Annotated in this window: 23 protein-coding genes and 2 tRNA genes; 17 read left to right on the top strand and 8 right to left on the bottom strand. The window is 62.6% G+C overall.

Going from position 1 to position 26,775, the window contains the following annotated elements; all coding sequences use genetic code 11:
• Positions 1 to 88 precede the first annotated feature (88 nt).
• Genes QMK17_RS01405 through QMK17_RS01395 form a run of 3 tightly spaced genes read left to right on the top strand, consistent with a single transcriptional unit; the run spans position 89 to position 4,196 of the window.
• Complete coding sequence (locus QMK17_RS01405; RefSeq protein ID WP_283506546.1) at positions 89 to 922, top strand: MIP/aquaporin family protein; 834 nt, start codon at positions 89 to 91, stop codon at positions 920 to 922.
• A 38-nt stretch (positions 923 to 960) separates the two neighbouring features.
• Entirely contained in the window at positions 961 to 2,481 is a 1,521-nt protein-coding gene (glpK, locus tag QMK17_RS01400) for a glycerol kinase GlpK (RefSeq protein ID WP_283506545.1), read from the top strand.
• A complete protein-coding gene (locus QMK17_RS01395; protein WP_283506544.1) occupies positions 2,478 to 4,196 on the top strand; it encodes a glycerol-3-phosphate dehydrogenase/oxidase in 1,719 nt (572 codons plus the stop codon). Before glpK ends, QMK17_RS01395 begins: the two co-directional genes overlap by 4 nt.
• Here the strand turns inward: QMK17_RS01395 and QMK17_RS01390 are convergent.
• Complete coding sequence (locus tag QMK17_RS01390; protein ID WP_283506543.1) at positions 4,193 to 5,338, bottom strand: PQQ-dependent sugar dehydrogenase; 1,146 nt, start codon at positions 5,336 to 5,338, stop codon at positions 4,193 to 4,195. The two genes, QMK17_RS01395 and QMK17_RS01390, sit on opposite strands and share 4 nt — an antisense overlap.
• A gap of 113 nt (positions 5,339 to 5,451) precedes the next feature.
• On the opposite strand from QMK17_RS01390, the gene QMK17_RS01385 reads away from it, so the two are divergent.
• On the top strand, positions 5,452 to 6,327 hold the full coding sequence (locus QMK17_RS01385) for a DoxX family protein (RefSeq protein ID WP_283506542.1): 876 nt from the start codon (positions 5,452 to 5,454) through the stop codon (positions 6,325 to 6,327).
• Positions 6,328 to 6,396: 69 nt separating this feature from the next.
• Here the strand turns inward: QMK17_RS01385 and ilvD are convergent, their stop codons facing one another.
• Together ilvD and QMK17_RS01375 are read right to left on the bottom strand one after the other, a co-directional pair.
• The gene (ilvD, locus tag QMK17_RS01380) at positions 6,397 to 8,238 is read right to left on the bottom strand and encodes a dihydroxy-acid dehydratase (protein ID WP_283506541.1); all 1,842 of its coding nucleotides are present in this window, start codon (positions 8,236 to 8,238) and stop codon (positions 6,397 to 6,399) included.
• Positions 8,239 to 8,300: 62 nt separating this feature from the next.
• Positions 8,301 to 8,765: a PH domain-containing protein gene (locus QMK17_RS01375; protein ID WP_283506540.1), complete on the bottom strand. Its 465-nt coding sequence runs from the start codon at positions 8,763 to 8,765 to the stop codon at positions 8,301 to 8,303.
• Positions 8,766 to 9,021: 256 nt separating this feature from the next.
• Here QMK17_RS01375 and QMK17_RS01370 point away from each other — a divergent pair, with 256 nt between their 5' ends.
• The 5 genes from QMK17_RS01370 to QMK17_RS01350 all read left to right on the top strand — a co-directional run bounded on the left by QMK17_RS01370 (position 9,022) and on the right by QMK17_RS01350 (position 15,383).
• Positions 9,022 to 10,971, top strand: a complete 1,950-nt coding sequence (locus QMK17_RS01370; protein ID WP_283506539.1) for an acetolactate synthase large subunit — start codon at positions 9,022 to 9,024, stop codon at positions 10,969 to 10,971.
• Positions 10,968 to 11,471 (top strand): acetolactate synthase small subunit, encoded by a 504-nt coding sequence (ilvN, locus tag QMK17_RS01365; RefSeq protein ID WP_032397758.1) that lies wholly within the window; start codon positions 10,968 to 10,970, stop codon positions 11,469 to 11,471. The genes QMK17_RS01370 and ilvN overlap by 4 nt, the downstream gene beginning before the upstream one ends.
• 63 nt (positions 11,472 to 11,534) lie before the next feature.
• Positions 11,535 to 12,536 (top strand): ketol-acid reductoisomerase, encoded by a 1,002-nt coding sequence (ilvC, locus tag QMK17_RS01360; RefSeq protein ID WP_283506672.1) that lies wholly within the window; start codon positions 11,535 to 11,537, stop codon positions 12,534 to 12,536.
• A 190-nt stretch (positions 12,537 to 12,726) separates the two neighbouring features.
• Positions 12,727 to 14,322 carry a phosphoglycerate dehydrogenase gene (serA, locus tag QMK17_RS01355; RefSeq protein WP_283506538.1) on the top strand — a complete coding sequence of 532 codons (1,596 nt, stop codon included), beginning with the start codon at positions 12,727 to 12,729 and terminating at the stop codon, positions 14,320 to 14,322.
• 50 nt (positions 14,323 to 14,372) lie between these two features.
• Positions 14,373 to 15,383 (top strand): 3-isopropylmalate dehydrogenase, encoded by a 1,011-nt coding sequence (locus QMK17_RS01350; RefSeq protein ID WP_283506537.1) that lies wholly within the window; start codon positions 14,373 to 14,375, stop codon positions 15,381 to 15,383.
• 81 nt (positions 15,384 to 15,464) lie between these two features.
• On the opposite strand, the gene QMK17_RS01345 is transcribed toward QMK17_RS01350, so the two are convergent.
• The gene (locus tag QMK17_RS01345) at positions 15,465 to 16,661 is read right to left on the bottom strand and encodes an MFS transporter (protein ID WP_283506536.1); all 1,197 of its coding nucleotides are present in this window, start codon (positions 16,659 to 16,661) and stop codon (positions 15,465 to 15,467) included.
• A 135-nt stretch (positions 16,662 to 16,796) separates the two neighbouring features.
• Between QMK17_RS01345 and QMK17_RS01340 the strand changes: the two genes are divergently transcribed.
• From QMK17_RS01340 to QMK17_RS01330, 3 genes are read left to right on the top strand one after another with little or no spacing between them, the layout of a single operon-like run.
• On the top strand, positions 16,797 to 17,570 hold the full coding sequence (locus QMK17_RS01340) for a fumarylacetoacetate hydrolase family protein (RefSeq protein WP_283506535.1): 774 nt from the start codon (positions 16,797 to 16,799) through the stop codon (positions 17,568 to 17,570).
• 33 nt (positions 17,571 to 17,603) lie between these two features.
• On the top strand, positions 17,604 to 19,076 hold the full coding sequence (gene gltX, locus QMK17_RS01335) for a glutamate--tRNA ligase (RefSeq protein WP_283506534.1): 1,473 nt from the start codon (positions 17,604 to 17,606) through the stop codon (positions 19,074 to 19,076).
• 18 nt (positions 19,077 to 19,094) lie between these two features.
• Positions 19,095 to 20,069: a YihY/virulence factor BrkB family protein gene (locus QMK17_RS01330; RefSeq protein WP_283506533.1), complete on the top strand. Its 975-nt coding sequence runs from the start codon at positions 19,095 to 19,097 to the stop codon at positions 20,067 to 20,069.
• Here QMK17_RS01330 and QMK17_RS01325 read toward each other — a convergent pair.
• Positions 20,051 to 21,607 (bottom strand): bifunctional 3'-5' exonuclease/DNA polymerase, encoded by a 1,557-nt coding sequence (locus QMK17_RS01325; RefSeq protein WP_283506532.1) that lies wholly within the window; start codon positions 21,605 to 21,607, stop codon positions 20,051 to 20,053. The two genes, QMK17_RS01330 and QMK17_RS01325, sit on opposite strands and share 19 nt — an antisense overlap.
• A gap of 176 nt (positions 21,608 to 21,783) precedes the next feature.
• Here QMK17_RS01325 and QMK17_RS01320 point away from each other — a divergent pair.
• Both QMK17_RS01320 and QMK17_RS01315 read left to right on the top strand, forming a co-directional pair.
• A tRNA-Gln gene (locus QMK17_RS01320) sits at positions 21,784 to 21,855 on the top strand.
• Between the two features lie 144 nt (positions 21,856 to 21,999).
• Positions 22,000 to 22,075: transfer RNA gene (locus QMK17_RS01315), tRNA-Glu, on the top strand.
• Between the two features lie 64 nt (positions 22,076 to 22,139).
• On the opposite strand, the gene QMK17_RS01310 is transcribed toward QMK17_RS01315, so the two are convergent.
• The 3 genes from QMK17_RS01310 to QMK17_RS01300 all read right to left on the bottom strand — a co-directional run bounded on the left by QMK17_RS01310 (position 22,140) and on the right by QMK17_RS01300 (position 23,650).
• The gene (locus QMK17_RS01310; protein ID WP_283506531.1) at positions 22,140 to 22,307 is read right to left on the bottom strand and encodes a DUF5302 domain-containing protein; all 168 of its coding nucleotides are present in this window, start codon (positions 22,305 to 22,307) and stop codon (positions 22,140 to 22,142) included.
• A gap of 87 nt (positions 22,308 to 22,394) precedes the next feature.
• Complete coding sequence (locus QMK17_RS01305) at positions 22,395 to 22,892, bottom strand: pyridoxamine 5'-phosphate oxidase family protein (protein WP_283506530.1); 498 nt, start codon at positions 22,890 to 22,892, stop codon at positions 22,395 to 22,397.
• Between the two features lie 56 nt (positions 22,893 to 22,948).
• A complete protein-coding gene (locus QMK17_RS01300) occupies positions 22,949 to 23,650 on the bottom strand; it encodes an IclR family transcriptional regulator (RefSeq protein WP_283506529.1) in 702 nt (233 codons plus the stop codon).
• Positions 23,651 to 23,783: 133 nt separating this feature from the next.
• On the opposite strand from QMK17_RS01300, the gene leuC reads away from it, so the two are divergent.
• The 3 genes from leuC (at position 23,784) to QMK17_RS01285 (ending at position 26,738) form a co-directional block, all read left to right on the top strand.
• The gene (gene leuC / locus QMK17_RS01295; protein WP_283506528.1) at positions 23,784 to 25,208 is read left to right on the top strand and encodes a 3-isopropylmalate dehydratase large subunit; all 1,425 of its coding nucleotides are present in this window, start codon (positions 23,784 to 23,786) and stop codon (positions 25,206 to 25,208) included.
• A gap of 49 nt (positions 25,209 to 25,257) precedes the next feature.
• The gene (leuD, locus tag QMK17_RS01290) at positions 25,258 to 25,875 is read left to right on the top strand and encodes a 3-isopropylmalate dehydratase small subunit (RefSeq protein ID WP_283506527.1); all 618 of its coding nucleotides are present in this window, start codon (positions 25,258 to 25,260) and stop codon (positions 25,873 to 25,875) included.
• A 149-nt stretch (positions 25,876 to 26,024) separates the two neighbouring features.
• Positions 26,025 to 26,738 (top strand): HU family DNA-binding protein, encoded by a 714-nt coding sequence (locus tag QMK17_RS01285; RefSeq protein WP_283506526.1) that lies wholly within the window; start codon positions 26,025 to 26,027, stop codon positions 26,736 to 26,738.
• Positions 26,739 to 26,775 lie beyond the last annotated feature (37 nt).

Genomic DNA, 26,775 nt, shown 5'->3' with positions numbered 1-26,775 from the left:
GTGCATCAGCTTTGCAAGAACGTGCACGATGATTACCGTGGATGGCGCGAGCTATGGCACGCATCACATTTAAGTTCTAAGGAGAAGTATGTCGCGCACAGTCGCGAAGTGGAGTCTGCCGGCGCAGATGGCTGCAGAGTTCGCCGGTACTGCGATTCTCATTCTGTTCGGTTCCGGCGTTGTGGCGCAGGTGGTGTCAGGAGGCGATGGGGGAAGTCTTGGCGATCACGACAGCATTGCGTGGGCGTGGGGTCTGGGGGTGATGTTCGGAATCTATGTCGCCGGGCGTGCTACCGGCGCTCACCTCAACCCCGCAGTGACCTTTGCGTTCGCATTGTTCCGTGACCTGCCGTGGAGCAAGGTTGCACCGTATGTGCTGGCTCAGGTGTCGGGTGCCTTCGTTGCGGCGCTGCTCGTGCGGTGGAACTACAACGACATGATCAACGCGATCGACCCCGGGCACACGACCGCTACCCAGACGATCTTCTCGACGCTTCCCGGGAACGGAACACTTCCCGTCGGAGTTGGGTCGGCGCTGCTCGATCAAATCATCGGTACCGCAATCCTGCTGTTCCTGATCGTTGCAGTCACCGACAGTCGAAACTCGCCACCGCTGGCCAATCTGGCACCATTCATCATTGGATTGATCGTCGTTGCAATCGGTTTCGCATGGGGGACGAACGCCGGCTACGCGATCAATCCGGCGAGGGACTTCGGACCACGATTGGCGTCGTTCATCACCGGCTATGACGGGGCGTGGAAAGACCAATACGGCAGCCTGTACTTCTGGGTGCCGATCGTCGGTCCGCTGGTCGGTGCTCCCATCGGGGTGTTCTTGTACGACAAGCTCATCGGGCGATTCCTTCCGGAATCCGAACCCGAGCCCGAGCCCAAGCGCGAAGTCGAAGAAGCGACAGCATGACTACTCGATCGTCTTTCCGACCACGAAGGAGCAAGTGAATGAGTGACAGAGCATCGGCGCGGTACGTAGCAGCCATCGACCAGGGCACCACGTCAACGAGGTGCATGATCTTCGACCACAGCGGTGCCGTCGTAGCGGTGGATCAGAAAGAGCACGAACAGATTTTCCCGCAGGCCGGTTGGGTCGAGCACGATGCCACAGAGATTTGGAGCAACGTCCGCGCCGTCGCCGCTGGGGCGCTCGCCGCAGCGGACCTGACGGCCGCCGACATCGCGGCAGTCGGCATCACCAATCAGCGTGAGACTGCGCTTGTGTGGGATCGCGCCACCGGGGAGCCGGTCTACAACGCCATCGTCTGGCAGGACACCCGCACGGATCGAATCGTGACGGCGCTCGGCGACGGGGACGCCAACAGGTACACCGCGAAGACCGGGTTGCCGCTCGCCACGTACTTCTCCGGCCCCAAGGTGAAGTGGATCCTGGACAACGTCGACGGTGTGCGCGCGCGTGCCGAAGCCGGTGAGCTCTGCTTCGGGAACATGGATACCTGGGTGCTGTGGAACATGACCGGCGGGGTCGACGGCGGACTGCACTTCACGGATCCGACGAACGCATCGCGCACCCTGCTGATGGATCTCGACACGCTGCAATGGGACGAGTCGATCTGCAACGACATGGACATCCCGATGTCGTTGCTGCCGGAAATAAAGAGCTCGTCCGAGGTGTACGGGCATGTACGCGAACGAGGTGCGCTTCGCGAGGTTCCCATCGCGGGCATCCTCGGCGACCAGCAGGCCGCAACGTTCGGTCAGGCGTGTCTCTCGCCGGGAGAAGCCAAGAACACCTACGGCACAGGTAACTTCGTGCTTCTCAACACCGGTACCGAAAAGGTGATGAGCAACAACGGTCTTCTCACCACCGTCTGCTACAAGATCGGCGAGCAGGACACCGTCTACGCTCTCGAGGGGTCGATCGCGGTCACCGGATCGCTGGTGCAGTGGCTCCGGGACAACCTCGGAATGATCTCTACCGCAGCCGATATCGAGACGGATGCTCGCTCGGTCGAGGACAACGGAGGCGCCTACTTCGTGCCGGCGTTCTCGGGGTTGTTCGCTCCGCACTGGCGCGCCGATGCCCGAGGCGCAATCGTCGGATTGACGAGATTCGTCAACAAGGGTCACCTTGCGCGTGCCGTCCTCGAAGCGACTGCGTACCAGACGCGTGAGGTAATTGAGGCGATGAACGCCGATTCGGGAGTCGACCTCGAAGTACTCAAGGTCGACGGTGGGATGGTCGTCAACGAGCTTCTGATGCAGTTTCAGTCGGACATCCTGAACGTCGATGTGGTCCGACCCGTCGTGGCCGAGACCACGGCTCTCGGGGCGGCCTATGCCGCTGGCCTCGCTGTCGGATTCTGGGAAGGCGAGGACGACATCAGAGCCAACTGGGCCGAAGACAAAACCTGGACGCCATCGATGGACGATGCCGTACGCGACAAGCTCTACGCCGGCTGGAAGAAAGCCGTCACACGAACATTGGATTGGGTAGACACCGAATGACCTCTCTCGCACATGCTCTCAGCCCCGCCGCGCGTGAGTCGTCGCTGCGCGTCTTGGCCACGGAAGAGATGGACGTGCTCGTGATCGGAGGCGGAGTCGTCGGAGCGGGGGCCGCGCTCGATGCCGCAACTCGCGGTTTGCGGACCGGCCTTGTGGAGGCCCGCGACTACGCCGCAGGTACGTCCTCTCGCTCCAGCAAGCTGTTCCACGGTGGGCTTCGCTATCTCGAGCAATTCAACTTCTCGCTCGTGTTCGAAGCGCTGAAAGAACGTTCGCTGGTGTTGAACACGTTGTGTCCTCATCTCGCTCGGCCGGTGCCGTTCATCTATCCGCTGGAAAAGTGGATCGACCGCCCCTACGTCGGACTCGGTATCGGCGTGTACGACGTGATGGGCGCCGGGCGCGGGGTGCCAGGCCATCACCGTCATCTCGGACGGAAGAAGACTCTCGAGTCGTTCCCCTCGGGCAAGAGATCGGCAATTCGCGGAGCGGTCCGCTTCTACGAGGGACAAGTCGACGACGCGCGCCACACGATGATGTTGGCGCGCACCGCGGCGTGCTACGGGGCTTCGATCGTCAACAGCACCCGTGTGACCGGTTTTCTACGGGAAGGCGATCGCGTCGTGGGGGTTACCGCGACCGACCTCGAGACGGGCAATTCGATCGAGATCAGGGCAAAGCAGGTTATCAATGCGGCCGGTGTCTGGACGGACGAGGTTCAGCAGATGGTCGGGGGACGGGGGCAGTTCCAGGTTCGCGCCTCCAAGGGTGTGCATCTCGTGGTCCCGCGCAACCGGATCAACAGCGAGACGGGGATCATCACGCGAACCGAGAAAAGTCTGCTGTTCGTGATTCCGTGGGGCAATCAGTGGATTATCGGCACCACCGATACCGACTGGAAGCTCGATCTCGCCCATCCCGCCGCGAGCAGAAGCGATATCGACTACATCCTCGAACAGGTCAACAAACTGCTCGCCGATCCACTCGATCGCGCCGACGTGGTCGGTGTGTATGCGGGATTGCGGCCGCTGCTGTTCGGCGAATCGGATTCCACGAGCACACTTTCTCGCGAACATGCGGTCTCGAGTCCGGTTCGTGGCCTCACGGTCATCGCGGGGGGCAAATACACCACCTATCGTGTGATGGCAAAGGACGCAGTGGATTCGGCGGTGCACGGACTGGGGCGTTCGGTCCCGGCGTGTGTCACCGAGCGTATTCCGCTAGTGGGCGCCGACGGATATTTCGGCGCCTTCAACTCTCGCGCGCTCACTGCCGAGCGGGTTGGAATGAGGGTGTCGCGAATCGAACACCTACTCGGGCGTTACGGAACTCTCACAGGTGAAATCCTTGACCTGATCGATCGCAAACCGGAACTGGGAGAACCATTGTCGAGCGCTCCCGAGTACCTGAAGGCAGAGGCTTACTATGCCGCCAGTCACGAGGGTGCGCGTCATCTCGAAGACATACTGACTCGTCGGACGCGTATCTCGATCGAGGTCGATGACCGTGGTGACGCGGCAGCGGAGGAAGTCGCCCGACTTGTTGCGCCGGTACTGGGTTGGTCCGAGGCTCACGTGAACGAAGAGATAGAGCACTATCGAATGCGTGTTCTCGCCGAACGAGATTCCCAGCAACAGCCCGACGACGACACTGCCGACGCCGCCAGGCTCGGTGCTCCTGACGTTCGTGCCGGCGTCGGAGCAACCGGAAGTTAATCGAATCCGCCCCCGCCGGCCGGGATCGGGATTTTGACGACTCGATCGTCGTTCGGTCCCGGCGCATCACCGTTCTTGTTCACGGTGCTCGCCCAGATTTGGCCGTCGGGGGCGATTGCGGCCCCGTTGAGCTGACCGTATCGATCCTGGACGAGAAGGCTGGGCGCCGCCGTGACCGCGCCGGTGTCCTTGTCCGTGGTGAGTACTGCCATCGCCTTGCCGGTGGTGAGGGCTACTGCCACCGCTCCCGGCCCGGCGGCACACCCGGCGACGCCCGGACGATCCGGCCACGTCCACACAGGGGAGATGACGGCACCGAGGGGATCGATCCGCTGCAAACGGTCTTCCACCGCAGTCCGGTCGGTGACCCAAATGCTGCCGGACGGATCGATGCACACGTCGCCGGCCGTACCGATACCGCTGAGCGCTACCTGAGGTGCGGGACCGCTCTGCGCAGGTACAAGCGACTCGACACGGAGAAGTTTTCCTCCCAGCGAGGACGGGTCGGCAGCCGATGCCGGATTGCCCGCATCGCCGGTCAACACCAGAAGTTGGCTCGGATTGTAGAAATCGAGTGCGCCGCGGTTTCCCTGCGCCCCCTTCGGGATCCCTGTCACGACCGGTTTCGGGGTGTCGCCCGCAGCAATGCGCACGACTCGGTTGTCGGCAGAGGTAGTGATGTACGCATACAGCAACCCGTCCTCGCTGTAACTCGGCGACAACGCCAGATCGAGGAGGCCTCCGTCGCCACTCGAATCGACGTCGACGCGCGCGATCTCGATGGGAGACTGACCCTGTGTCACCTGCATTATCCGGCCGGTTCTGCGCTCGGATACCAACGCTGACACGCCACCGGGGAGCATGACGAGGCCACCCGTGGTGTCCAAGCACGTCGCGATCACGTTCGGATCGAGGTCGACACACGGCCCCGGCGGCGGACCGTTCGGATTGGGCGGCGTCGAGGTAGGGGGGGCATCGGGGTCGGCTGGATTGATCTCGGCCGCTCCGAACGACGGTTCCGGGGTGAAGGGAGAGGTGGTGGAGTCGTCGAAGCGGGCGCACCCCGCGAGGAGGGTCGCAACCACCACCACGGCGGCGGCTGCGGCAGCCGATGTACGGGAGGACGCTCGCGCCAGCTTCATATGACCAAACGTTACGGAAACCTCGTCCGGATGCGCCACGCGGCCGGTTGCTCGCACGCCGCGCCTGTCGTAATGCACCGTAATCCGTGTTCACCCGTTCTACTGTGGACGGCGTGACCGACAAGCCCCGCGACAAGGACCGACCCGACTCCGGCTACGAGCCCGCGTCGAGTCCGTACGACCAACCGACAGAGCAGCTGCAGCCCCGAACCGAAGACGAGCTGGATTTCGGGCGAAGCGGATCGGGCTCCTACCCCACCGAGCAGATCCCGTCCTTTCGCCCGTCGAAGTACGACGAGCCGATTGCACCCGATAGCCGAAGTGCATACTCGGATAAGCCCACTGAGTACCTCGAGACCTCGACCGAGGGAACGACGCCGTACGTACCACCAACATCGGCTGCTACACCCGCAAGTGAGCCTGTGGCCCCGGAACCAGTGGTCCGGACCGAGACCGTGGAGATTCCGGCGCGACGAGGCACGACCGACCTGGGGCTGCTTCTACTCAGGCTCGTCATCGGCGGAGTTTTTCTCGTCCACGGATTGCAGAAGCTCACCGGAATCTGGAACGGACCCGGGCTCGGCGGCTTCCGCTCACTGCTGGAAGACACCGGATACGACCAGGCAAATGTGCTGGCGATTGCCGGGGCGGTAGGTGAAACAGCGGGCGGTGCGCTGCTGATTCTGGGGTTGGCGACGCCCTTGGCCGGTGCCGCAGTCCTCGCCGTGATCATCAACGCGTGGTGCTTCAAGCAGGTGATGGAGCCCGGCCTTCAGTTCTTCGCACCCAGCGGCGTCGAGTACGAAACCGTTCTCGGCGTCGCTGCGGCCGCGATCATCCTCACCGGACCGGGAAAGATTGCGTTCGACGGACGTCGCGGCTGGGCTACGCGCCCACGCTTCGGCTCGTTCATCGCGTTGATCCTCGGCGTGGCCGCAGGCGCGTGCATGTGGATTTTCCTGAACGGCGCGAACCCGATCGTTCAGTAGGCGCCTTCGGCGCATGTGCATGGAAATACGTCGCAGGGAACGTATTTTCACGCACATGCGCGGGGCGCTCTACGGCACGTAACGAACAGCGCCCTTGTCCGCCGAGGTGGCGAGGGCTGCGTAAGCCCGCAATGCAGTCGTGACGGTGCGCTGACGATCCACCGGCCGCCACGGACGTTCGGAGGCATCCATCTTCGCTCGGCGCGTGGCCAGAACGTCGTCGTCGACGAGGATCTCGAGCGCACGCGAGGCGACGTCGATACGAACCTGATCGCCGTTCTCGATCAGCCCGATGAGGCCGCCTGCTGCGGCTTCGGGGGAGATGTGACCGATCGAGAGGCCGGAGGTCCCTCCGGAGAAACGGCCATCGGTGATCAGCGCACACAGCTTGCCCAGCCCTGCGCCCTTCAGAAAGGCCGTCGGGTGCAGCATCTCCTGCATGCCGGGGCCGCCCTTGGGGCCCTCGTAACGCACAACCAGAACGTCGCCTGCTTTGATCTTCTTCTGCAGGATTGCCGAGACGGCCTCTTCCTGAGACTCGACGACGAGTGCCGGACCCTGGAACGAGAACAAGTCCTCATCGATACCGGCGGTCTTGAGGATCGCGCCGTCGAGTGCGATGTTTCCGCGCAGGACGACGAGACCACCTTCGACGGTGTACGCATGCTCCTTGTCGCGGATGCACCCGCCGGCAGCATCGGTGTCGAGCGAGGACCACCGGTTCTCGGTCGAGAAGGGTTCGACCGTACGGACGCCGCCGGGAGCCGCGTGAAACAACTCGATGGCTTCGTCGGACGCCTTGCCGGAACGGATGTCCCAGGTGTCGAGCCATTCGTCGAAGCTCTTGGTGTGCACCGTGGAGACCTCGGTCTCGAGCAGATCGGCGCGGCGAAGCTCGCCCAGCAGCGCGGGAATTCCGCCTGCGCGGTGCACGTCTTCCATGTGGTAATCGGAGTTGGGGGAGACCTTCGACAGGCACGGCACCTTACGGCTGATGGCGTCGATCGTGTCGAGATCGAAGTCGACCTCACCCTCTTGTGCGGCGGCGAGAGTGTGCAACACAGTGTTGGTCGATCCGCCCATCGCGACGTCGAGGGCCATCGCGTTGCGGAATGCGGCGGGGCTGGCGATGCTGCGAGGTAGGACGGACTCGTCGTCGTCGCGGTAGTACTTCAGCGCTGCCTCGACGATTGTGGTTCCCGCTCGTGTGAACAACGCGCGGCGCGCTTTGTGAGTGGCGAGGGTCGATCCGTTGCCGGGAAGTGCAAGCCCCAGCGCCTCGGTGAGGCAGTTCATCGAGTTCGCGGTGAACATACCGGAACACGATCCACACGTCGGGCACGCGCTTCGCTCGATCTCGTCGAGACTCTCCTCGGACACGGCGTCGTTGGCGCTGGCCGAGATGGCGGTGATGAGGTCCGTCGGAGCCTGCGCGACGCCTCCCACGACTACGGCCTTGCCTGCTTCCATCGGACCACCCGATACGAACACGGCTGGAATGTTCAAACGCATAGCGGCATTGAGCATTCCCGGGGTGATCTTGTCGCAGTTCGAGATGCAGACGAGGGCGTCGGCAGTATGCGCGTTCGCCATGTATTCGACGGAGTCGGCGATGATCTCGCGGCTCGGGAGCGAATACAGCATTCCGCCGTGCCCCATCGCAATTCCGTCGTCGACGGCGATGGTGTGAAACTCGCGGGGGACGCCGCCGGCAGCGCGAACAGCGTCGGCGACGATCTCGCCGACGTTCTTCAGATGGACGTGACCCGGTACGAACTGGGTGTACGAGTTGGCGATCGCCACGATCGGTTTGCCGAAATCGGAGTCTGTCATTCCGGTGGCGCGCCAGAGCGAGCGTGCGCCCGCGGCATTTCGTCCAACAGTGGTGACTCGTGACCGTAGCGGAGGCATATTTCTTCGATTCCCCTTGTTCGAATAGCGGTTATCGCCCGATCGAGGTTACTCCCGGCACCTCATTCCTCGTCTTCTGGTGTTGTGTCCGCCTCGGCCGCGGCCGCATAGGGATCGGTGATGCGTCCACCGCTCGCTGCGGCGAGTACCGGAAGTCGATCGAACCGAACAAGAGGAAGTGACTTCTCCGTCTTGTCGTTCAGCACAACACGCGCCCACCGACGATCCGGGAAGTGAATGCCCTTGACTTCATCCCAAGTGAGCTGGTCGGAACCGAGGACGCGACGCATGGCGAGGCCTTCGGAACTCACGGTGGTGCGCACCCGAAGTACCCAGAACGCCACAGCGATCGGGACGATGAACAACCATCCGAATGCGGCGGGCCAACTGAGCGCGGGGAAGCAGACGCCGAAGAAGAGTAGAACGACTCCTACCAGCGCCAGGCGAGGTAGTCGGATGACCTGCGGGGACGGATCGGGAGTATGGGAGGATATGTCCGGTGGTTCGGACTGCTGCGAAGGTGACACCCCTTCATCTTCGCATTGCATCTACGCGATCTCACATAATGGGATTGCGTCGTGACGAGTTTGACTGTTCCCTATGCGCGCGCCTACCGTCGAGCGCGTGAAGCGGAAATGGATACTCGTAATCGGCTGGCGCGTCAACGCCTGAGCCGGTTCACTCCAACTCGCATCGACGCGCCACCCTCGTACAGCCACGGCTGACGGGGGTTTTTTCTTGCCCAGAGATCGCCCAGTAATCGAAAATCCTGAGGAAGCAGCAGTGAGCGCACCAACCGCACGCCCAGGGCCCACCACCCGTAAACCGGGGGCCAACGCAACTTCGTCGACGCCGGAGACTTCCACCTCCGGTACCACCGAGGGATCTCGTCGTCATGTAGCCCCTGAAAAGGTCACAGGCGCACAGTCCGTCGTTCGAGCACTCGAAGAGCTCGACGTCGATGTCGTATTCGGTATTCCGGGTGGCGCAGTGCTTCCGGTGTACGACCCCCTTTTCGATTCGAAGAAGGTCCGCCACGTTCTGGTTCGTCACGAACAGGGCGCGGGCCATGCCGCAACGGGTTACGCGCAGGCCACCGGCCGTGTCGGTGTCTGCATGGCAACATCGGGCCCCGGTGCGACGAATCTCGTGACGCCTCTCGCCGATGCTCAGATGGACTCCGTGCCGATCGTCGCCATCACCGGCCAGGTTGCCCGCGCCCTCATCGGCACCGACGGATTCCAGGAAGCAGACATCTCCGGCATCACGATGCCGGTCACCAAGCACAACTTCCTGATCACCGAGGGTGTCGACATCCCGCGCATCATGGCCGAGGCGTTCTACATCGCGTCCTCTGGTCGTCCCGGCGCCGTGCTCGTCGACATCCCGAAGGACGTCCTGCAGGCGCAGACCACGTTCTCGTGGCCGCCGGAGATGCGCCTTCCCGGGTACCGGCCCGTCACCAAGCCGCACGGCAAGCAGGTCCGCGAAGCTGCGCGCTACATCGCCGACGCCAAACAGCCGGTGCTGTACGTCGGCGGCGGTGTCATCAAAGCGAACGCGTCGGCAAAGTTGCTCGAACTCGCCGAACTGACCGGAATCCCGGTCGTCACGACGCTGATGGCTCGTGGCGCGTTCCCGGACACCCACAATCTGAACCTGGGTATGCCCGGCATGCACGGCACGGTCGCTGCCGTCGCGGCGCTGCAGCGCAGCGATCTGCTGATCACGCTCGGCGCTCGATTCGACGACCGCGTGACCGGCCAGCTGTCCTCGTTCGCTCAAAATGCCAAGGTCATCCATGCCGATATCGATCCGGCTGAGATCGGCAAGAACCGCTACGCGGACGTTCCCATCGTCGGCGACTGTAAAGAGGTCATCACCGAGCTGATCGAGGCGATCCGCGCCGACCGCGCCACCGGTACCACCCTCGAACTGGCGGACTGGTGGGCATACCTCGACGGAATCAGGAAGACCTACCCGCTCAGCTACGACCGTCCGAGCGATGGCAGCATGTCCCCGGAGTTCGTGATCTCCTCGGTCGGTAAGTTCGCCGGGCCCGACGCGATCTACTGCGCTGGAGTCGGCCAGCACCAGATGTGGGCTGCGCAGTTCATCAACTACGAGAAGCCGCGCACGTGGCTCAACTCGGGTGGACTCGGCACAATGGGATATGCAGTTCCTGCCGCGATGGGTGCCAAGATGGGTATGCCCGACGCCGAGGTGTGGGCCATCGACGGCGACGGTTGCTTCCAGATGACCAACCAGGAACTCGCGACGTGTGCGGTCGAGGGCATCCCGATCAAGGTCGCCGTCATCAACAACGGCAATCTCGGCATGGTTCGTCAGTGGCAAACACTCTTCTACGAGGAGCGCTACTCGAACACCAACCTCGGAACCCACGGTGCCAAGCGCATCCCCGACTTCGTCATGTTGGCCGAAGCTCTCGGATGTGTCGGACTGCGCTGCGAGCGTGAAGAAGACGTCGATGCGGTCATCGCTCAGGCCCGAGCCATCAACGACCGCCCCGTCGTCATCGACTTCATCGTCGGCGCCGATGCCCAGGTGTGGCCGATGGTCGCCGCGGGAACCGGCAACGACGAGATCATGGCGGCGCGCGGAATCCGCCCGCTGTTCGACGAGGACGAAGCCTCCGTCTCCGAAACTGCCGTCATCGACGAGGCTATGGCGCGCGAGCAGGCACACGGAGAAGCGAAAGGTACTGCGAAGTGAGTACTAGTCATACCCTCAGCGTTCTCGTCGAGGACAAGCCAGGCGTGCTGGCCCGCGTGGCAGCACTGTTCTCGCGCCGCGGCTTCAACATCTCCTCGCTTGCGGTCGGCGGCACCGAGATCCCCGAGATCTCGCGTATGACCATCGTCGTGACCGTTGACGAGTTCCCGCTCGAACAGGTGACCAAGCAGCTCAACAAGCTGATCAACGTCATCAAGATCGTCGAGCAGGACGATGATTCGTCGGTGGCGCGTGAGTTGGTACTCATCAAGGTGCGAGCCGATGCGAGTGTGCGAAGCGAAGTCATCGAGACGGTGAACCTGTTCCGCGCCAAGGTGATCGACGTATCACCCGAAGCCGTGACGGTCGAAGCGACGGGCACTCGCTCGAAGCTCGACGCGTTACTGAAGATGTTGGACCCCTATGGAATTCGAGAAATTGTTCAGTCGGGAGTCGTTGCCGTCGGGCGTGGACCGAAATCGATCACCGCGTCGCGCTGAGCGACCATAAAGTGATGAACACGTAAATCCCAAGAGGAAAGGTATTAACCAGTGGCAGTCGAGATGTTTTACGACGACGATGCTGATCTGTCGATCATTCAGGGCCGCAAGGTCGCTGTTATCGGCTATGGAAGCCAGGGCCACGCGCACTCGCTGAGCTTGCGTGATTCGGGCGTCGACGTCCGAATCGGCCTCAAAGAGGGCTCGAAGTCCCGTGCCAAGGCAGAAGAGCAGGGCCTGACGGTCGGCACCCCGGCCGAGGTCTCCGCCTGGGCCGACGTGATCATGGTGCTTGCTCCCGACACCGCACAGGCAGCGATCTACAAGGAAGAGATCGAGCCGAACCTGAAGGACGGCGATGCGCTGTTCTTCGGCCACGGCCTGAACATCCACTTCGATCTGATCGAAGCACCGGAGTTCGTCACCGTCGGCATGGTTGCACCCAAGGGCCCCGGCCACCTCGTGCGTCGCCAGTTCGTCGACGGCAAAGGCGTCCCCGCGCTCATCGCCATCGACCAGGACCCGAAGGGTGAGGGCCAGGCGCTCGCACTCTCGTGGGCCAAGGGCATCGGCGGAACCCGCGCCGGCGTCATCAAGACCACCTTCAAGGAAGAGACCGAGACGGACCTCTTCGGTGAGCAGGCTGTGCTCTGCGGCGGCACCGAAGAACTGGTCAAAATCGGTTTCGAGGTCATGGTCGAGGCCGGCTATGCGCCCGAGATGGCGTACTTCGAGGTGCTGCACGAGCTCAAGCTCATCGTCGATCTCATGTACGAGGGCGGCATCGCTCGCATGAACTACTCGGTGTCCGACACCGCGGAGTTCGGTGGCTACCTCTCCGGTCCTCGCGTCATCGACGCAGGCACCAAGGAGCGCATGAAAGCTATCCTCGCCGACATTCAGTCCGGTGAGTTCACTCGTCGCCTCGTCGCCAACGTCGACAACGGCAACACCGAGCTCGAAGGCCTGCGTAAGGCCAACGCCGAGCACCCGATCGAGGTCACCGGCAAGAAGCTGCGCGACCTGATGAGCTGGGTCGACCGTCCGATCACCGAAACGGCCTGATCGTTCGAATTTCGCTCGATTCGATCGAAGGGCACCTTACGGGGTGCCCTTCGATCGTTCGGACCCTCCCTCGTTTCGGTGAGGGTGGAACCCGTTCTCTCTTCGCAGGCCTCTAAACTCGAGCCCGCACCGCACTTCGAAAGACCAGCTCGACCCACAGTCACATCGACCGATATAGGGAGTTCATCACGTGAGCCAGCCAGGCCGTCCTGTCGTTCTGATCGCCGACAAACTTGCGCAGTCCACAGTCGAGGCACTCGGCGACGGCGTCGAGGTTCGCTGGGTCGACGGTCCGGACCGCCCGGCGCTGCTCGCCGCGGTCCCCGAAGCCGATGCAATCCTCGTCCGATCCGCCACAACGGTCGACGCCGAGGTCCTCGCTGCCGGAACCAAACTGAAGATCGTTGCGCGTGCAGGCGTCGGCCTGGACAACGTCGACGTTCCCGCAGCCACCGAGCGCGGAGTGCTCGTCGTGAACGCTCCGACGTCCAACATCCATACCGCTGCAGAGCACGCGGTCACCCTCATGCTGTCCGCCGCGCGCCAGATCCCGGCAGCGGATGCCACGCTGCGCCAGCACGAGTGGAAGCGCAGCAAGTTCAATGGCATCGAGATCTTCGGCAAGACCGTCGGAGTCGTCGGACTCGGCCGCATCGGCCAGCTGTTCGCCCAGCGTCTCGCCGCGTTCGAGACCCACATCATCGCGTACGACCCTTACGTTTCCGCGGCGCGCGCCGCCCAGCTCGGCATCGAGCTTGTCACCCTCGACGAGCTGCTGACCCGCGCCGACATGTTTTCCGTTCACCTTCCGAAGACTCCCGAGACCAAGGGCATCATCGGCAAGGAAGCTCTCGCGAAGACCAAGCCGGGCGTCATCGTCGTCAACGCGGCCCGCGGCGGACTCGTCGACGAGCAGGCACTCGCCGATGCCATCAACAGCGGCCACGTCTTCGCGGCAGGCATCGACGTCTACGCATCCGAACCCTGCACCGACAGCCCGCTGTTCGAGCTGCCGCAGGTTGTCGTCACCCCTCACCTCGGAGCATCGACCACCGAAGCTCAGGATCGCGCCGGTACCGATGTCGCAAAATCGGTATTGCTCGCGCTCGCAGGCGAGTTCGTACCCGACGCCGTCAACGTCAAGGGCGGCGCTGTCGGCGAAGAGGTCTCGCCGTGGCTCGACATCGTCCGCAAGCAGGGCGTCCTGCTCGGTGCGCTGTCCGACGACCTGCCCACGTCGCTGTCTGTCGACGTGCGCGGCGAGCTCGCCGCCGAGGACGTCGAGATCCTGAAGCTCTCCGCCCTGCGCGGGCTGTTCTCGGCTGTCATCGAAGACGCAGTCACCTTCGTCAACGCTCCCTCCCTCGCCCAGGAGCGCGGCGTCACCGCCGAGGTCACTACGGCCACCGAGAGCGAGAACCACCGCAGCGTCGTCGACATCCGCGCCGTCTACGGCGACGGAACAGTCCTCAATGTCGCGGGCACCCTCACCGGCACCACGCAGGTGGAGAAGATCGTCAACATCAACGGTCGTAACTTCGACCTCCGTGCCGAGGGCAAGAACCTCATCGTCAACTACGGCGATCAGCCAGGCAGCCTCGGCCGCATCGGAACTCTGCTCGGCGACGCCGGAATCGACATCCAGGCAGCAGCACTCAGTCATGACTCCGAGGGCGACGGCGCGACGATCTTGCTGCGCGTCGACAAGGACGTACCGGCCGAACTCAGGGCGAACATCGCGTCCGCAGTCGGCGCATCGACCATCGAACTCGTCGATCTGTCCTGAGCTGTTCTGAGTTGCCCGTTACCCGATCGCTCGAAAAGAACGAGGAGTCAATGAAGCTCGCCGTCATCGCTGGAGATGGAATCGGCCCCGAGGTCGTCGAACAGGCACTGAAGGTGCTCGACGTCGTCGTTCCCGGAGTCGACAAGACCGAGTACGACCTCGGTGCACGCCGCTACAACGCCACCGGCGAGCTTCTTCCGGACTCTGTGCTCGACGAGCTCCGTGCTCACGATGCAATTCTGTTGGGTGCCATCGGAGATCCGTCGGTCACCAGTGGTGTACTCGAGCGCGGCCTACTGCTTCGGGCCCGCTTCGAGCTCGACCACCACATCAACCTTCGTCCGGCAAAGCTGTACCCGGGAGTCGTCGGGCCACTCGACGGCAACAAGCACATCGACGTGGTTGTCGTTCGTGAAGGAACCGAAGGTCCCTACACGGGCAACGGTGGCGCACTCCGTGTGAACACGCCGCACGAGGTAGCCACGGAGGTCAGCGTCAACACCCGCTACGGCGTGGAGCGTGTAGTTCGGGACGGCTTCGCTCGCGCAGTGGGTCGTCGCAAGCACATCACGTTGTTGCACAAGACAAATGTGCTCACCTTCGCCGGCAGCCTGTGGGCACGCACGGTCGAGGCAGTGTCCAAGGACTTCCCCGACGTCGAGGTTGCCTACCAACACATCGATGCTGCGATGATCCACCTGGTCACCGACCCGGGTCGTTTCGACGTCATCGTCACCGACAACCTTTTCGGCGACATCGTGACGGATCTCTCCGCAGCGGTCAGTGGCGGAATCGGCTTGGCAGCCAGCGGAAACATCGACGCGACCCGCACCAACCCGTCGATGTTCGAGCCGGTCCACGGCAGCGCACCCGACATCGCGGGCCAAGGCAAAGCGGATCCGACGGCAGCGATCCTGTCCGTCTCGCTCCTGCTCGCGCACCTGGGCGACACCGCAAACTCGGAGCGAGTGGAAGCAGCCGTCGCCGCGGACCTGGCCTCGCGCGGATCGGTAAGCGCCAGCACATCCGAGATCGGCGACCGGATCGCTGGGAAGCTGTAGTTTCTTTCCCCTTTTCACCGAATGCCCCCTTCGGTCTCCCGTGTGGTGACCGAGGGGGGCATTCGGTCTCAACGCCAGGAACTAGTCCGTCGATTCGTGATCATCCGGAATCACCGGCACCGACAGCGCAGGAAAGATTGCCGCGACCAGGAACGCGACCGGAAAGCTCAGTGCAGCAAGTGCACCGAACGCGGGCGGTACCAGTGACGCGGCGATGTACTGGCCGGTGTTCTGGACGCCAAGCGCGCGACCGCTCCAAAACGGTCCCGAGTACTCGGCGACGGCGGTGAAGGCGAGACCGTTGGGTGCAACGGTGACGATCGATGCAACGACGAGGACGACGACGGAGATGGGGGAGTCCAGCCAGTCGGTCAGTGCCAGGGCCAGCATGCTGACCGTCGCCGAGACAGCTACCCAGCGCAGCGGACGCATCCGACTGCCTACTCGGTCGGACAGTGCCCCGACGCCCATGCGTCCGAATGCCCCGAGAATCTGGGTGGCCGTGACGAGGAGCCCGGCGGATGCCGCGGACCATTCCCTGTCGGTCATCAGCCAAACCAGCGCGTAGGTCCACACCACGTACTGCGGAACGACGAGCAAGATGGATGTCGAGTGGATACGCCACAGTTGCGAGCTGCTGCGATACGGGTTCGCCAGTAGTCCTTGCTCGGCTGCTGCCGATCGACTGGGCCGCGGTGGGTCGATGACCCCCAGGCACAATACGGCGCCGAGAGCGCAGATGATCGCCGGGACCAACAGTGCTGCCGAGACACCGTGATCTCGCGCGATGGGTGGGATGGTCAGTGCGGCGATGGCAACACCCAGCGGGACCGACATCTGCCTGATCCCCATTGCCAGCCCGCGTCGTTCGGGGGGAAACCAGCCGACAACGACACGCCCCGAGGCGCTGTTCGCGCTCGCTGCCGACATTCCGCCAATGAGCAGACACAGTCCGAGCAGGACGAACGATGTCGTGAAATACGCTGCGAGACTAGCGGATGCAGTGAGCCCGAGTCCGATGGCGAGCACCAGTCGTTCGCCGATTCGATCGACCAGCACTCCCCAGGCGATAAGGGTGAGCATGATTCCGACGGTAGGCATGGCGACGAGCAGGCCTGCCCGGGCGAGGCTGAGACCGCGATCGTCGTGGAGAGCCGGAATGAGGAATGCGGCGCCGTTGATGAACACGGCACCTGATGTTTGCGCGAGCATTCCGAGGCCGAGCATCAGCCACCTGCGTGAACTACCGGTGTGGTGCTGCTGGCCGGTGGTGACCATTCCCGGTTCTCCAATCCCAGTATGTGAGCATCGAATCTTGCAATATGAAATCCTGGGATGACTTTACACCCGTAGTGCCGAGTCGACTTGGATGGGCGTCGACGCCCACCGAACGCGGGTCGATAGACTTTCGACATGCGTCTGGGTCGAATTGCAAGTCCTGATGGTGTGGCGTTCGTGAGTATCGAGGGAGAAGGTGATGAGCGAACAGCCAAGGAGATAGCCGAACATCCCTTCGGCACACCGACCTTCACCGGTCGATCATGGCCTCTTGCCGACGTGCGTCTGCTTGCGCCGATCCTTGCCAGCAAGGTCATCGCAATCGGTAAGAATTATGCCGCGCACGCTGCCGAGATGGGCGGCGAGGCGCCGAAGGATCCGGTCATCTTCCTCAAGCCGAACACTTCCATCGTGGGCCCCGGCGCGCCGATCGTGCTGCCGCCGACGTCGGACGAAGTGCACTTCGAGGGTGAACTCGCGATCGTGATCGGCCGTCCGTGCAAGGACGTGCCGGCAGCCAAGGCGCTCGATGTGATCCTGGGATACACCGTCGCCAATGACGTCTCCGCACGTGATCATCAACGGAACGACGGACAATGGACCAGGGCCAAAGGGCACGATACGTTCTGCCCGCTCGGTCCATGGATCGAAACCAATCTCGATGCGTCGGATCTGGAGATCAAGACCGAGGTCGACGGTGAGGTAAAACAACTCAGCCGCACATCGCTGCTGCTGCACGACATCCCGAAGATCATCGAATGGATTTCGGCGGTCATGACGTTGCTTCCGGGCGACGTGATTCTGACCGGCACACCGGAGGGCGTCGGGCCCATCACTGCGGGACAGGCGGTGTCGATCACCGTCGAGGGCATCGGAACTCTCACGAATCCCGTCGCAGCCAAGAGCTAGAGAACCTTCAACCCCGTCGAACGTGAGCGAGCCATGACCACCACAGATGTACGAGTCCGATTTTGCCCGTCACCGACGGGAACCCCACACGTCGGCTTGATCCGGACAGCACTGTTCAATTGGGCGTTCGCGCGCCACCACGGCGGAAGCTTCGTCTTCCGCATCGAGGACACCGACGCTGCTCGTGATTCCGAGGAGTCGTACGCGGCTTTGCTCGACGCTCTGCGCTGGTTGGGTCTGTCGTGGGACGAAGGTCCGGAGGTGGGCGGGCCCTACGAGCCATACCGTCAATCGCTTCGTCGTGACCAGCACCTGGAGGTCGTGCAGAAGTTGTTGGACGCGGGGGAGGCGTACCACTCGTTCTCGACCCCCGAGGAGGTCGAGGCGCGGCACAAAGCCGCAGGTCGTGATCCGAAGCTCGGATTCGACAACTTCGATCGAGATCTCACCGACGAGCAGAAGAAAGCATTCGCGGATGAAGGGCGCAAACCCGTTGTCCGTCTGCGCATGCCGGATCACGACCTGTCCTGGACGGATCTTGTTCGCGGCGAGACCACGTTCAAGGCCGGCACGGTCCCGGACTTTGCGATCACTCGCGGCAACGGAATTCCGTTGTATACGTTGGTGAACCCGGTCGACGATGCGTTGATGAAGATCACTCACGTACTGCGCGGCGAGGACCTCCTGTCGTCGACACCGCGTCAGTTGGCGTTGTACGAAGCACTTATCCGGATCGGTGTCGCGGAACAGACTCCGCAGTTCGGGCATCTGCCGTTCGTCATGGGACAGGGAAACAAGAAGCTCTCCAAGCGAGATCCCGAAGCGAACCTTTTCATTCATCGTGATCGTGGATTCGTCCCAGAGGGCCTCCTCAACTACTTGGCCTTGTTGGGTTGGGGAATCTCGGACGATCACGACGTCTTCTCCCTCGACGAGATGGTCGCCGCATTCGACATCTCGAAAGTCAATTCCAACCCGGCTCGCTTCGATCAGAAGAAGGCCGACGCCATCAACGCCGAGCACATCCGGTTGTTGGCGTCTGCGGACTTCGCAGCACGGCTTCGGGCGTTCCTCACCGAGCAGGGCCACTTGCCGGCGGAGATCGACGAAGCGCAGTTTGCGATAGCCGCAGACCTCGTGCAAACGCGAATCGTCGTCTTGTCCGACGCGTGGGCTCTGCTGAAATTCCTGTACGTCGACGATGCCGATTTCGAGATCGACCCGGCAGCGGGATCGAAGAACCTCGGAGCCGATGCCGCGCCCGTCCTCGACGCGACGATCGCGACACTCACGGCGTTGCCGGAGTGGCGCACGGCCGATTTGGAGGAGTCCCTCAAGTCTGCTCTGATCGATGGTCTGGAACTCAAGCCGCGCAAGGCGTTCGCACCCGTTCGCGTTGCCGTGACTGGATCTCACATCAGTCCTCCGCTCTACGAGTCGATGGAGCTTCTGGGCCGTGACACGACATTGGCAAGGCTCGCCGCGGCTCGCGCCACGGTCGGTTGATCGCCGCGGAGACCTGACATGGGCACTACCGTTCGTTTCGATCGGATGCAGCGTCGTCACCCGGTGCTCGGGTTTCCGATCGCCGTAATCTACAAGTTCGTCGACGATCAGGGCGGCTATCTTGCCGCCCTGATCGCGTACTACGCGTTCGTGTCGTTGTTCCCGCTGCTGTTGTTGGCGTCGACCATTCTCGGCATCGTGTTGGCCGGCAATCCGCAGCTGCAGCAAGAGATACTCGAGTCGGCATTGAGTCAGATACCGATCATCGGCGACGAGGTCGGTTCCCCCGAGAAGGTCGGCGGGGGAACCATAGGCCTCGTCGTTGGTGTGCTCGGATCCCTGTATGGCGGCCTCGGAGTCGCGGTTGCAGTTCAGAATGCAATGAACACGGCCTGGGCGGTACCGAAGAACCTACGGCCAGACCCGATCTTCGCGCGGGTGCGTGGTCTGGCGTTGCTCAGCACGGTCGGAGTGGCCGTACTGGCCATCACGGCGGTCAATGTGGCGAGTTCCGCCGGCTACTTCGGGCGGATCAGTGGCGTCGTGGTGCTCGTGACCGTAGTGCTGCTCAATATCGTGGTGTTCACCGTCGCGTTCCGTCTCGCGGTGGCCCGCACACTCTCGATAGCAGAAGTGCTGCCGGGCGCCATCGTGGCGGGACTGATTTGGCAGCTGCTGCAGACCTTCGGCGGTGTCTACATCAAGCACGTCGTGTCGACGGCGTCGATCACCAACGGCGTATTCGCGGTTGTTCTCGGTTTGCTTGCGTTCATGTACGTGGCAGCGGTTCTTGTCGTCCTTGCTGTCGAAATCAACGTGGTGAAAGTCGACAATCTGTACCCGCGTGCATTGTTGACTCCCTTCACCGACGATGTGCAACTCACCGAGGGGGACCGGCTGACCTATACCGGCCAAGCCGAAGCCCAGCGGAGCAAGGCCTTCGAGGAAATCGAAGTCACGTTCGACGAGCCCGATCACTCGGGATCGGCGTAACAACTCCTCACCGCAATATCCATCGGAAATCGAACGGGCGTGTCTCCGAACAGGAGTCGGGTCGCGGCCGAGGCAGCTTCCAGGACGAACCGGCGAGCGGTCTCGGGTTCACGGCTGTGAACAACAACCTCGTCGTGTTGAAAGAAGACGAGTTCGCCTGATCCTGGATGTGCCGCCAATCGGCGCCGTAGGTCGGCCAGAAGGCACAGTGCCCATTCCGACGCCGTAGCCTGCACTACGAAGTTTCGAGTGAAACGCCCTCTCGCGTGCGCATCTCCTTGCGACCACCATTGCGACGTCGGTTGCGGGCACGCTCGCCCCAACAGTGAATGCACCACCTCGCCTCGTTCGCCCGCCCGAGCGGCGGTCTCGACGAATCGCACCGCGTCGGGAAATCGACGGCGCAGCAGCGTGAGCAGGGATCGAGCTTCGCCCGCTGTTGCGCCGTACAGCACCCCAAGCACGGCTACCTTGGCCTTGGACCGATCTCCATCGAACGCAGCAGCGGCGACGGGAGCGTAGAGATCGTCGGAACCGGCTGCCTCCATCATCTTTCGATCTCGGGACATCGCAGCAAGGATCCTCGGTTCGAGTTGCCCGGCATCGGCAATGACGAACTGAAATCCATCATCGGCTATTACACTGCTGCGCAGCGTTTTCGGGATCTGGAGTGCGCCTCCGCCGCGGCTCGCCCATCGTCCGGAGACGACACCGCCGGGCACGTAGACGGGCCGGAATCTGTTCTGGTGTACCCAGGTGTCGACCCATGCCCACCCGTTCGTGCTGAACAATTTCGAGAGATCTCGGTGGCGAAGCAGCAGTGGCACCGCCGGATGGTCGATGTCGCGAAGCATGTGCGCACGCGTCGATGTCAACTCGATTCCGGCGCGACCGAACGCGGCGACCACTTCCGAGGGAGAGCTGGGGTTGATCTTCCGCCCGAACGCATCGCTCACCGCAGCTTCCAACTCGGCCATCGCTACGGGCAGAGTGCCCTCGTCGGGGCGTGGACCGAGTTCCGACTCCAGGTAGGCGAGGTGGGCAGGGGCGGAAAACGGCAGTCCGTCATGACTCATCTCGGCGGCAGCAAGCGCCCCGGCAGATTCTGCTGCGGCGAGGAGCTTGAGATCGGGGGAACCCCCCAAGGCGGTCAGTTGCTCGTGGCAACGACCGAGTACCGCATCGGCAGTGGGATACCGATGCGCATCGAAGAGACCGGGCCGGTCGTCGACGAGTACGACTTCGCGCTCGCCGGCCTCCCCCCGTCGCACCGCGAGAATTGAACCGATCAACGAAAGATCGTGGCAACGAGCGAGACGTACACCTTCCCGGAGTAACCCGGCATACATTCTGGCCGTGCTGTCCCAGATCCACCGAGGATGAAGATCGGCCTCCATGGATGCGGCTGTCTCTGCCAGGTTCGAGCATTCCTGAGCCGGCCCGAGCGGGGTTCCGTCCTCGCCGACCGCAACGAGTTGGGTGAGTGCACCGGTAGGCACCACGACCACTCTCGTCTCCTGACGCCCGGCAATGGTCACGATGCCAAGTCTGCGCCACTCACCCGACGGCTCAGCCACCGGGGCTCTCGATGGTTGATGACTTTTCACGGCCCTGACCAGCCGATTTGGAGAAACACCGGTGACCTTTGATAGTCTCTATCCCGGCTCGAAACGCGGTGCACATTGCAGCTGATGTGGATCTCGCCGAAGGTCATTGGGGTATGGTGTAATTGGCAACACAGCTGTTTCTGGTACAGCCATTCTAGGTTCGAGTCCTGGTACCCCAGCAAGCGTTCGGAGGCGATTTGGCCGCCGAGCGTCAGCCGGTTAAGCTGGCTGAGCCTCAACTGGTTCGCCACAGTTGCTGGCATGTTTTTTGGAACAATCCATTGTGAGAATTCCAGTTCAGAAGTTTTAGTGTGAAAGTTCCTGGCCCCGTCGTCTAGCGGCCTAGGACGCCGCCCTCTCAAGGCGGTAGCGCGGGTTCGAATCCCGTCGGGGCTACCATCGAAAATCCCCCGTACCTTCCGGTGCGGGGGATTTTTTCTGTGCGATGTTCGGGACGCTTCGATCACACGCTCTTGCGTCGGAACATTTTCTGGTGGTCCGCCGGGCCGTGTGCGTTGTTCACCTTCGGCCCACCGTCCTTGTGGTCGGTGGACAGAGTGGACTTGTGATTCTTCTTGTCGAGTGCCTCGCGGAACTTCTTCTTCATGTCTTCGTTGGTCGATTCGGTCATGGTCGCTCCTCGCACGTCGGTAACAAGGAAAACGTACCCCACCTGCGAGGTCGTCTTCACCTGATTTTCGTGCGAACGCGGACCGCGTCAGAGATATTGTGCGGTAGTTCCGCCGAGGGGAATTTCGGGGAGCGCGAGCTTGCGATGGTCCCACGATCTGGTTCGATCCACGACGACCCGCACGGCGACTCGCTTGTTCATCATCTGGTCGACAAGGGGAAGAAGATCGTCGGTGTACGGGCCGGTGTAGCGGTTCCACACGCTGATGCCCACTTTTCGGATCAGTTCGGGGTGGTCGACGATCTCGGCTCGTCCCTCGATCGACACACCGCGAAGGCTGTCATAGGTATTGCCGTCCTCAACGAGAACGGTCACCCTCGGATCGCGGCGGATGTTGACAGCTTTCTGCGATTTCGACTTGGTCTCGAACCACATCTCTCCGTCGATGAGCGCGTACCACATGGCAACGAGATGGGGCATGCCCTCGCGGCCGATGGTAGCCAGGTTCGCTATTCGGCTTCGTTCGAGGAACGACGCCGTTTCGCTGTCGGTCATGGTGATCTGTGCGCGTTGGTTGGTTCCCACGATGTCTTCTCTATCAGAGAGCGCCGTTCCTGCATTGGTGTTCGCGCCAGTTTCGGTCAGAGCCTTTTGTGAATTGCCTCCGCAGCAGCGAGAAGGTCCGCTGCCCATCGCGCGCCCGGACGACGCCCTATTCGGTCGATGGGACCCGAGACCGAGACGGCGGCAACGACATTGCCCACAGCGTCACGAACCGGAGCAGCGACACTTGCCACGCCGGGTTCGCGCTCGCCTGCGCTCTGGGCCCAGCCTCGGCGTCGTACCTCGGCGAGGACGCGCTCTCCGAACTCTGCCTCCGGGAGGACCGCGCGCTGAGTCTGAGTATCAGCCCAGGCCAGTAGGACCTTGGCGCCCGACCCTGCTGTCATCGGTAGTCGCGCTCCCACGAGCACGGTGTCGCGTAGTCCGGTCGGCGGCTCCATCGATGCGACGCATACGCGCACCGTGCCCTCGCATCGATAGATCTGAACGCTCTCGCCGGTGATCTCACGCAGGCGGGGCAGTACCGATGACGCGGCTTCCAGGAGAGTGTCCGAGGCGGTTCGAGCAAGTTCTCCCAGCCCGGGACCTGGCCGCCACAGTCCGTTGGCGTCGCGCGTGAGAAGGCGGTGGACTTCGAGTCCGACGGCGAGCCGATGAGCGGTGGCTCGGGGAAGACCGGTGCGGCTGCACAGATCACTCAAGGTGCATGGATCTTCGGCGACCGCATACAGAACACCCATCGCTTTGTCGAGAACGCCGATGCCGCTATGCTGTCTCATAGGTCGATACTAGCGTCTCGCATCGTGGGAATTCACCACTCCGGCGAGTCGGCGAGTATCAAAGTAAACGCGACGTGGGCCAGCCCGTAGTCCACCGGCGCGACACACGAGAGAAAACAGGTTGGTGTTCATCATGGCCGGCACAGCACGCACTCTGGCAGAGAAGGTCTGGGATCAGCATGTCGTCGTTCGCGGCGGCGGCGAGGGCGGGGCGCGCGAACCCGACCTCATCTTCATCGATCTCCACCTCGTACACGAAGTGACCAGCCCGCAGGCTTTCGACGGGCTTCGGCTGGCCGAGCGGCCGCTGCGCAGACCCGATCTGACGATCGCGACCGAAGACCACAACGTGCCGACGACCGACATCTTCTCGCCCATTGCCGATCTTGTGTCGAGGACTCAGGTAGACACACTGCGCCGCAACTGCGAGGAATTCGGGGTGCGCCTGTACCCGATGGGAGATCTCGATCAGGGCATCGTGCACATCATCGGCCCGCAGCTCGGTCTCACCCAGCCGGGTATGACAGTCGTGTGCGGTGACAGTCATACGTCCACGCACGGTGCGTTCGGCGCGATCGCCATGGGGATCGGCACCAGTGAGGTCGAGCACGTGATGGCGACCCAGACGCTGTCGCTGCGTCCGTTCAAGACGATGGCCATCACCGTCGACGGTGAATTGGCCCCCGGTGTGACGAGCAAGGATTTGATTCTCGCCGTGATCGCGAAGATCGGAACCGGTGGCGGACAGGGCTACGTGCTCGAGTACCGAGGTGAGGCAATTCGGAAGCTGTCGATGGAAGCTCGAATGACCATCTGCAACATGTCGATCGAAGCAGGAGCTCGGGCGGGCATGATCGCGCCCGACCAGATCACGTACGAGTATCTCCGAGGACGGCCCCACGCGCCGCAGGGTGCTGATTGGGACGCGGCCGTAGCAGCATGGGACCAGCTGGCAACCGACCCGGATGCAGTCTTCGACAACGAAGTACACATCGATGCGTCGTCGCTCACGCCGTTCGTCACGTGGGGCACCAATCCCGGTCAGGGCGCACCGTTGGGCGATACGGTCCCGAATCCGGCCGAGATGGCCGACGAGAGCGAGAAGTTCGCAGCGGAGAAGGCGCTGCAGTACATGGGTCTGGAGGCGGGAACGCCGCTGCGCGATGTCGCTGTCGACACCGTGTTCGTCGGATCGTGCACCAACGGACGTATCGAAGATCTACGCGCGGTGGCCGAAATCCTGGACGGCCGCACGATTGCCGACAGCGTACGGATGCTGATCGTGCCGGGCTCGATGCGCGTTCGCGCGCAGGCAGAGAAGGAAGGTCTGGGGGATATCTTCACCGCGGCGGGTGCCGAGTGGCGTCAAGCAGGGTGCTCGATGTGTCTGGGAATGAACCCCGATCAGCTTGCGGTGGGGGAGCGTTCGGCGTCGACCTCGAACCGAAATTTCGAAGGGCGTCAGGGTAAGGGCAGCCGCACACACCTGGTGTCGCCGTTGGTGGCAGCGGCCACTGCCATTCGGGGCACGCTGTCATCGCCCGACGATCTCACCTGAGTTTTGCAAAAAGCAGCACCAATACCCGCCTGACGTAGGAGAATTTTCGATGGAACCATTTACCAACCACAAAGGAATCGGCGTACCGCTGCGGCGTTCGAACGTCGACACCGATCAGATCATCCCTGCCGTTTACCTGAAAAGGGTGACGCGCACAGGGTTCGAGGACGGTCTGTTCGCCGCATGGCGTAGTGACCCGGACTTCATTCTCAACAACAGTCCCTACAACAAAGGTTCGGTTCTCGTGGCCGGTCCCGACTTCGGTACGGGCTCTTCGCGAGAGCACGCCGTCTGGGCGCTTTCGGACTTCGGTTTTCGGGTCGTCATCGCATCTCGGTTCGCCGACATCTTCCGTGGCAACGCCGGGAAGGCAGGACTTCTCGCCGCCGAAGCGGAGCAAAGTGACGTCGAATTGATCTGGAAAGCGCTCGAACAGCAACCCGGTCTGGAAATAATTGTCGATCTCGTCGAGAAGACCATCACAGTCGGAACTTTGGTGGTTCCGTTCTCGATCGACGACTACACGAGATGGCGCCTGCTCGAAGGACTGGACGACATCGGATTGACATTACGCCAGGTCGAGGCCATTGCCGAGTATGAAAAGTCAAGGCCTTCATGGAAACCTACGACACTTCCCGAGCGGATCGAAGCGCCTTCCGAGGGGTAGCAATTTCGGGCCCACGACACGCATTGCGGCGGTAAATCATTCCGCCACGCCGGATGAGAATTGGCGTGGCTCATAGACTCTTGACGTCTTGGGGTTTACCGTAGTAGTAGTCGGTCCGACGATGGGCCACATTATTGCGGAGGAAATCCATGAACAAGGCAGAGCTGATTGACGCCCTGACCGAGAAGTTGGGGTCTGATAGGCGGAGCGCCACAGAGGCTGTCGAGAACATCGTCGACACCATCGTGCGCGCTGTCCACCGTGGCGAAAGCGTCACCATCACCGGATTCGGTGTGTTCGAGCAGCGTCGACGTGCAGCCCGCGTCGCCCGCAACCCCCGTACCGGCGAGACCGTACGCGTCAAGCCGACCAACGTGCCGGCCTTCCGTCCGGGTGCTCAGTTCAAGGCCGTCATCGCCGGCGGACAGAAGCTGCCCGCCACCGGCCCCGCTGTCAAGCGTGGATCCGCATCGGCTCCGGCCAAGAAGACTGCCGCAGCGAAGAAGACGGCAGCCAAGAAGGCAGCAGTCAAGACCACTGCACGCAAGGCCACCACCACCGCTGCCGCCAAGAAGGCAGCTCCGGCGAAGACCACTGCGCGCAAGGCAGCTCCGGCGAAGACCGCGGCGAAGAAAGCAGCTCCCGCCAAGACGACAGCACGCAAGACCGTCGCCAAGAAGGCTCCGGTCAAGGCCGCTGCCAAGAAGGCCACCACCGCCACAGCTGCTGTAGCCAAGAAGGCTCCGGCCAAGACTGCAGCGAAGAAGACCACCACTGCTGTAGCCAAGAAGGCTCCGGCCAAGGCGGCAGCAAAGAAGACCCCGGCCAAGAAGGCTCCGGCCAAGCGCGCCGCTCGTAAGTAGTACCAGCTCGCAGGTGAGCTTACTCACCACGAAATCA

Source organism: Rhodococcus sp. G-MC3, from assembly GCF_030063335.1.
Lineage (GTDB): Bacteria > Actinomycetota > Actinomycetes > Mycobacteriales > Mycobacteriaceae > Rhodococcoides.
Note: the sequence above shows the minus strand (reverse complement) of the source record. Positions and strands in the feature narration are given on the sequence as shown.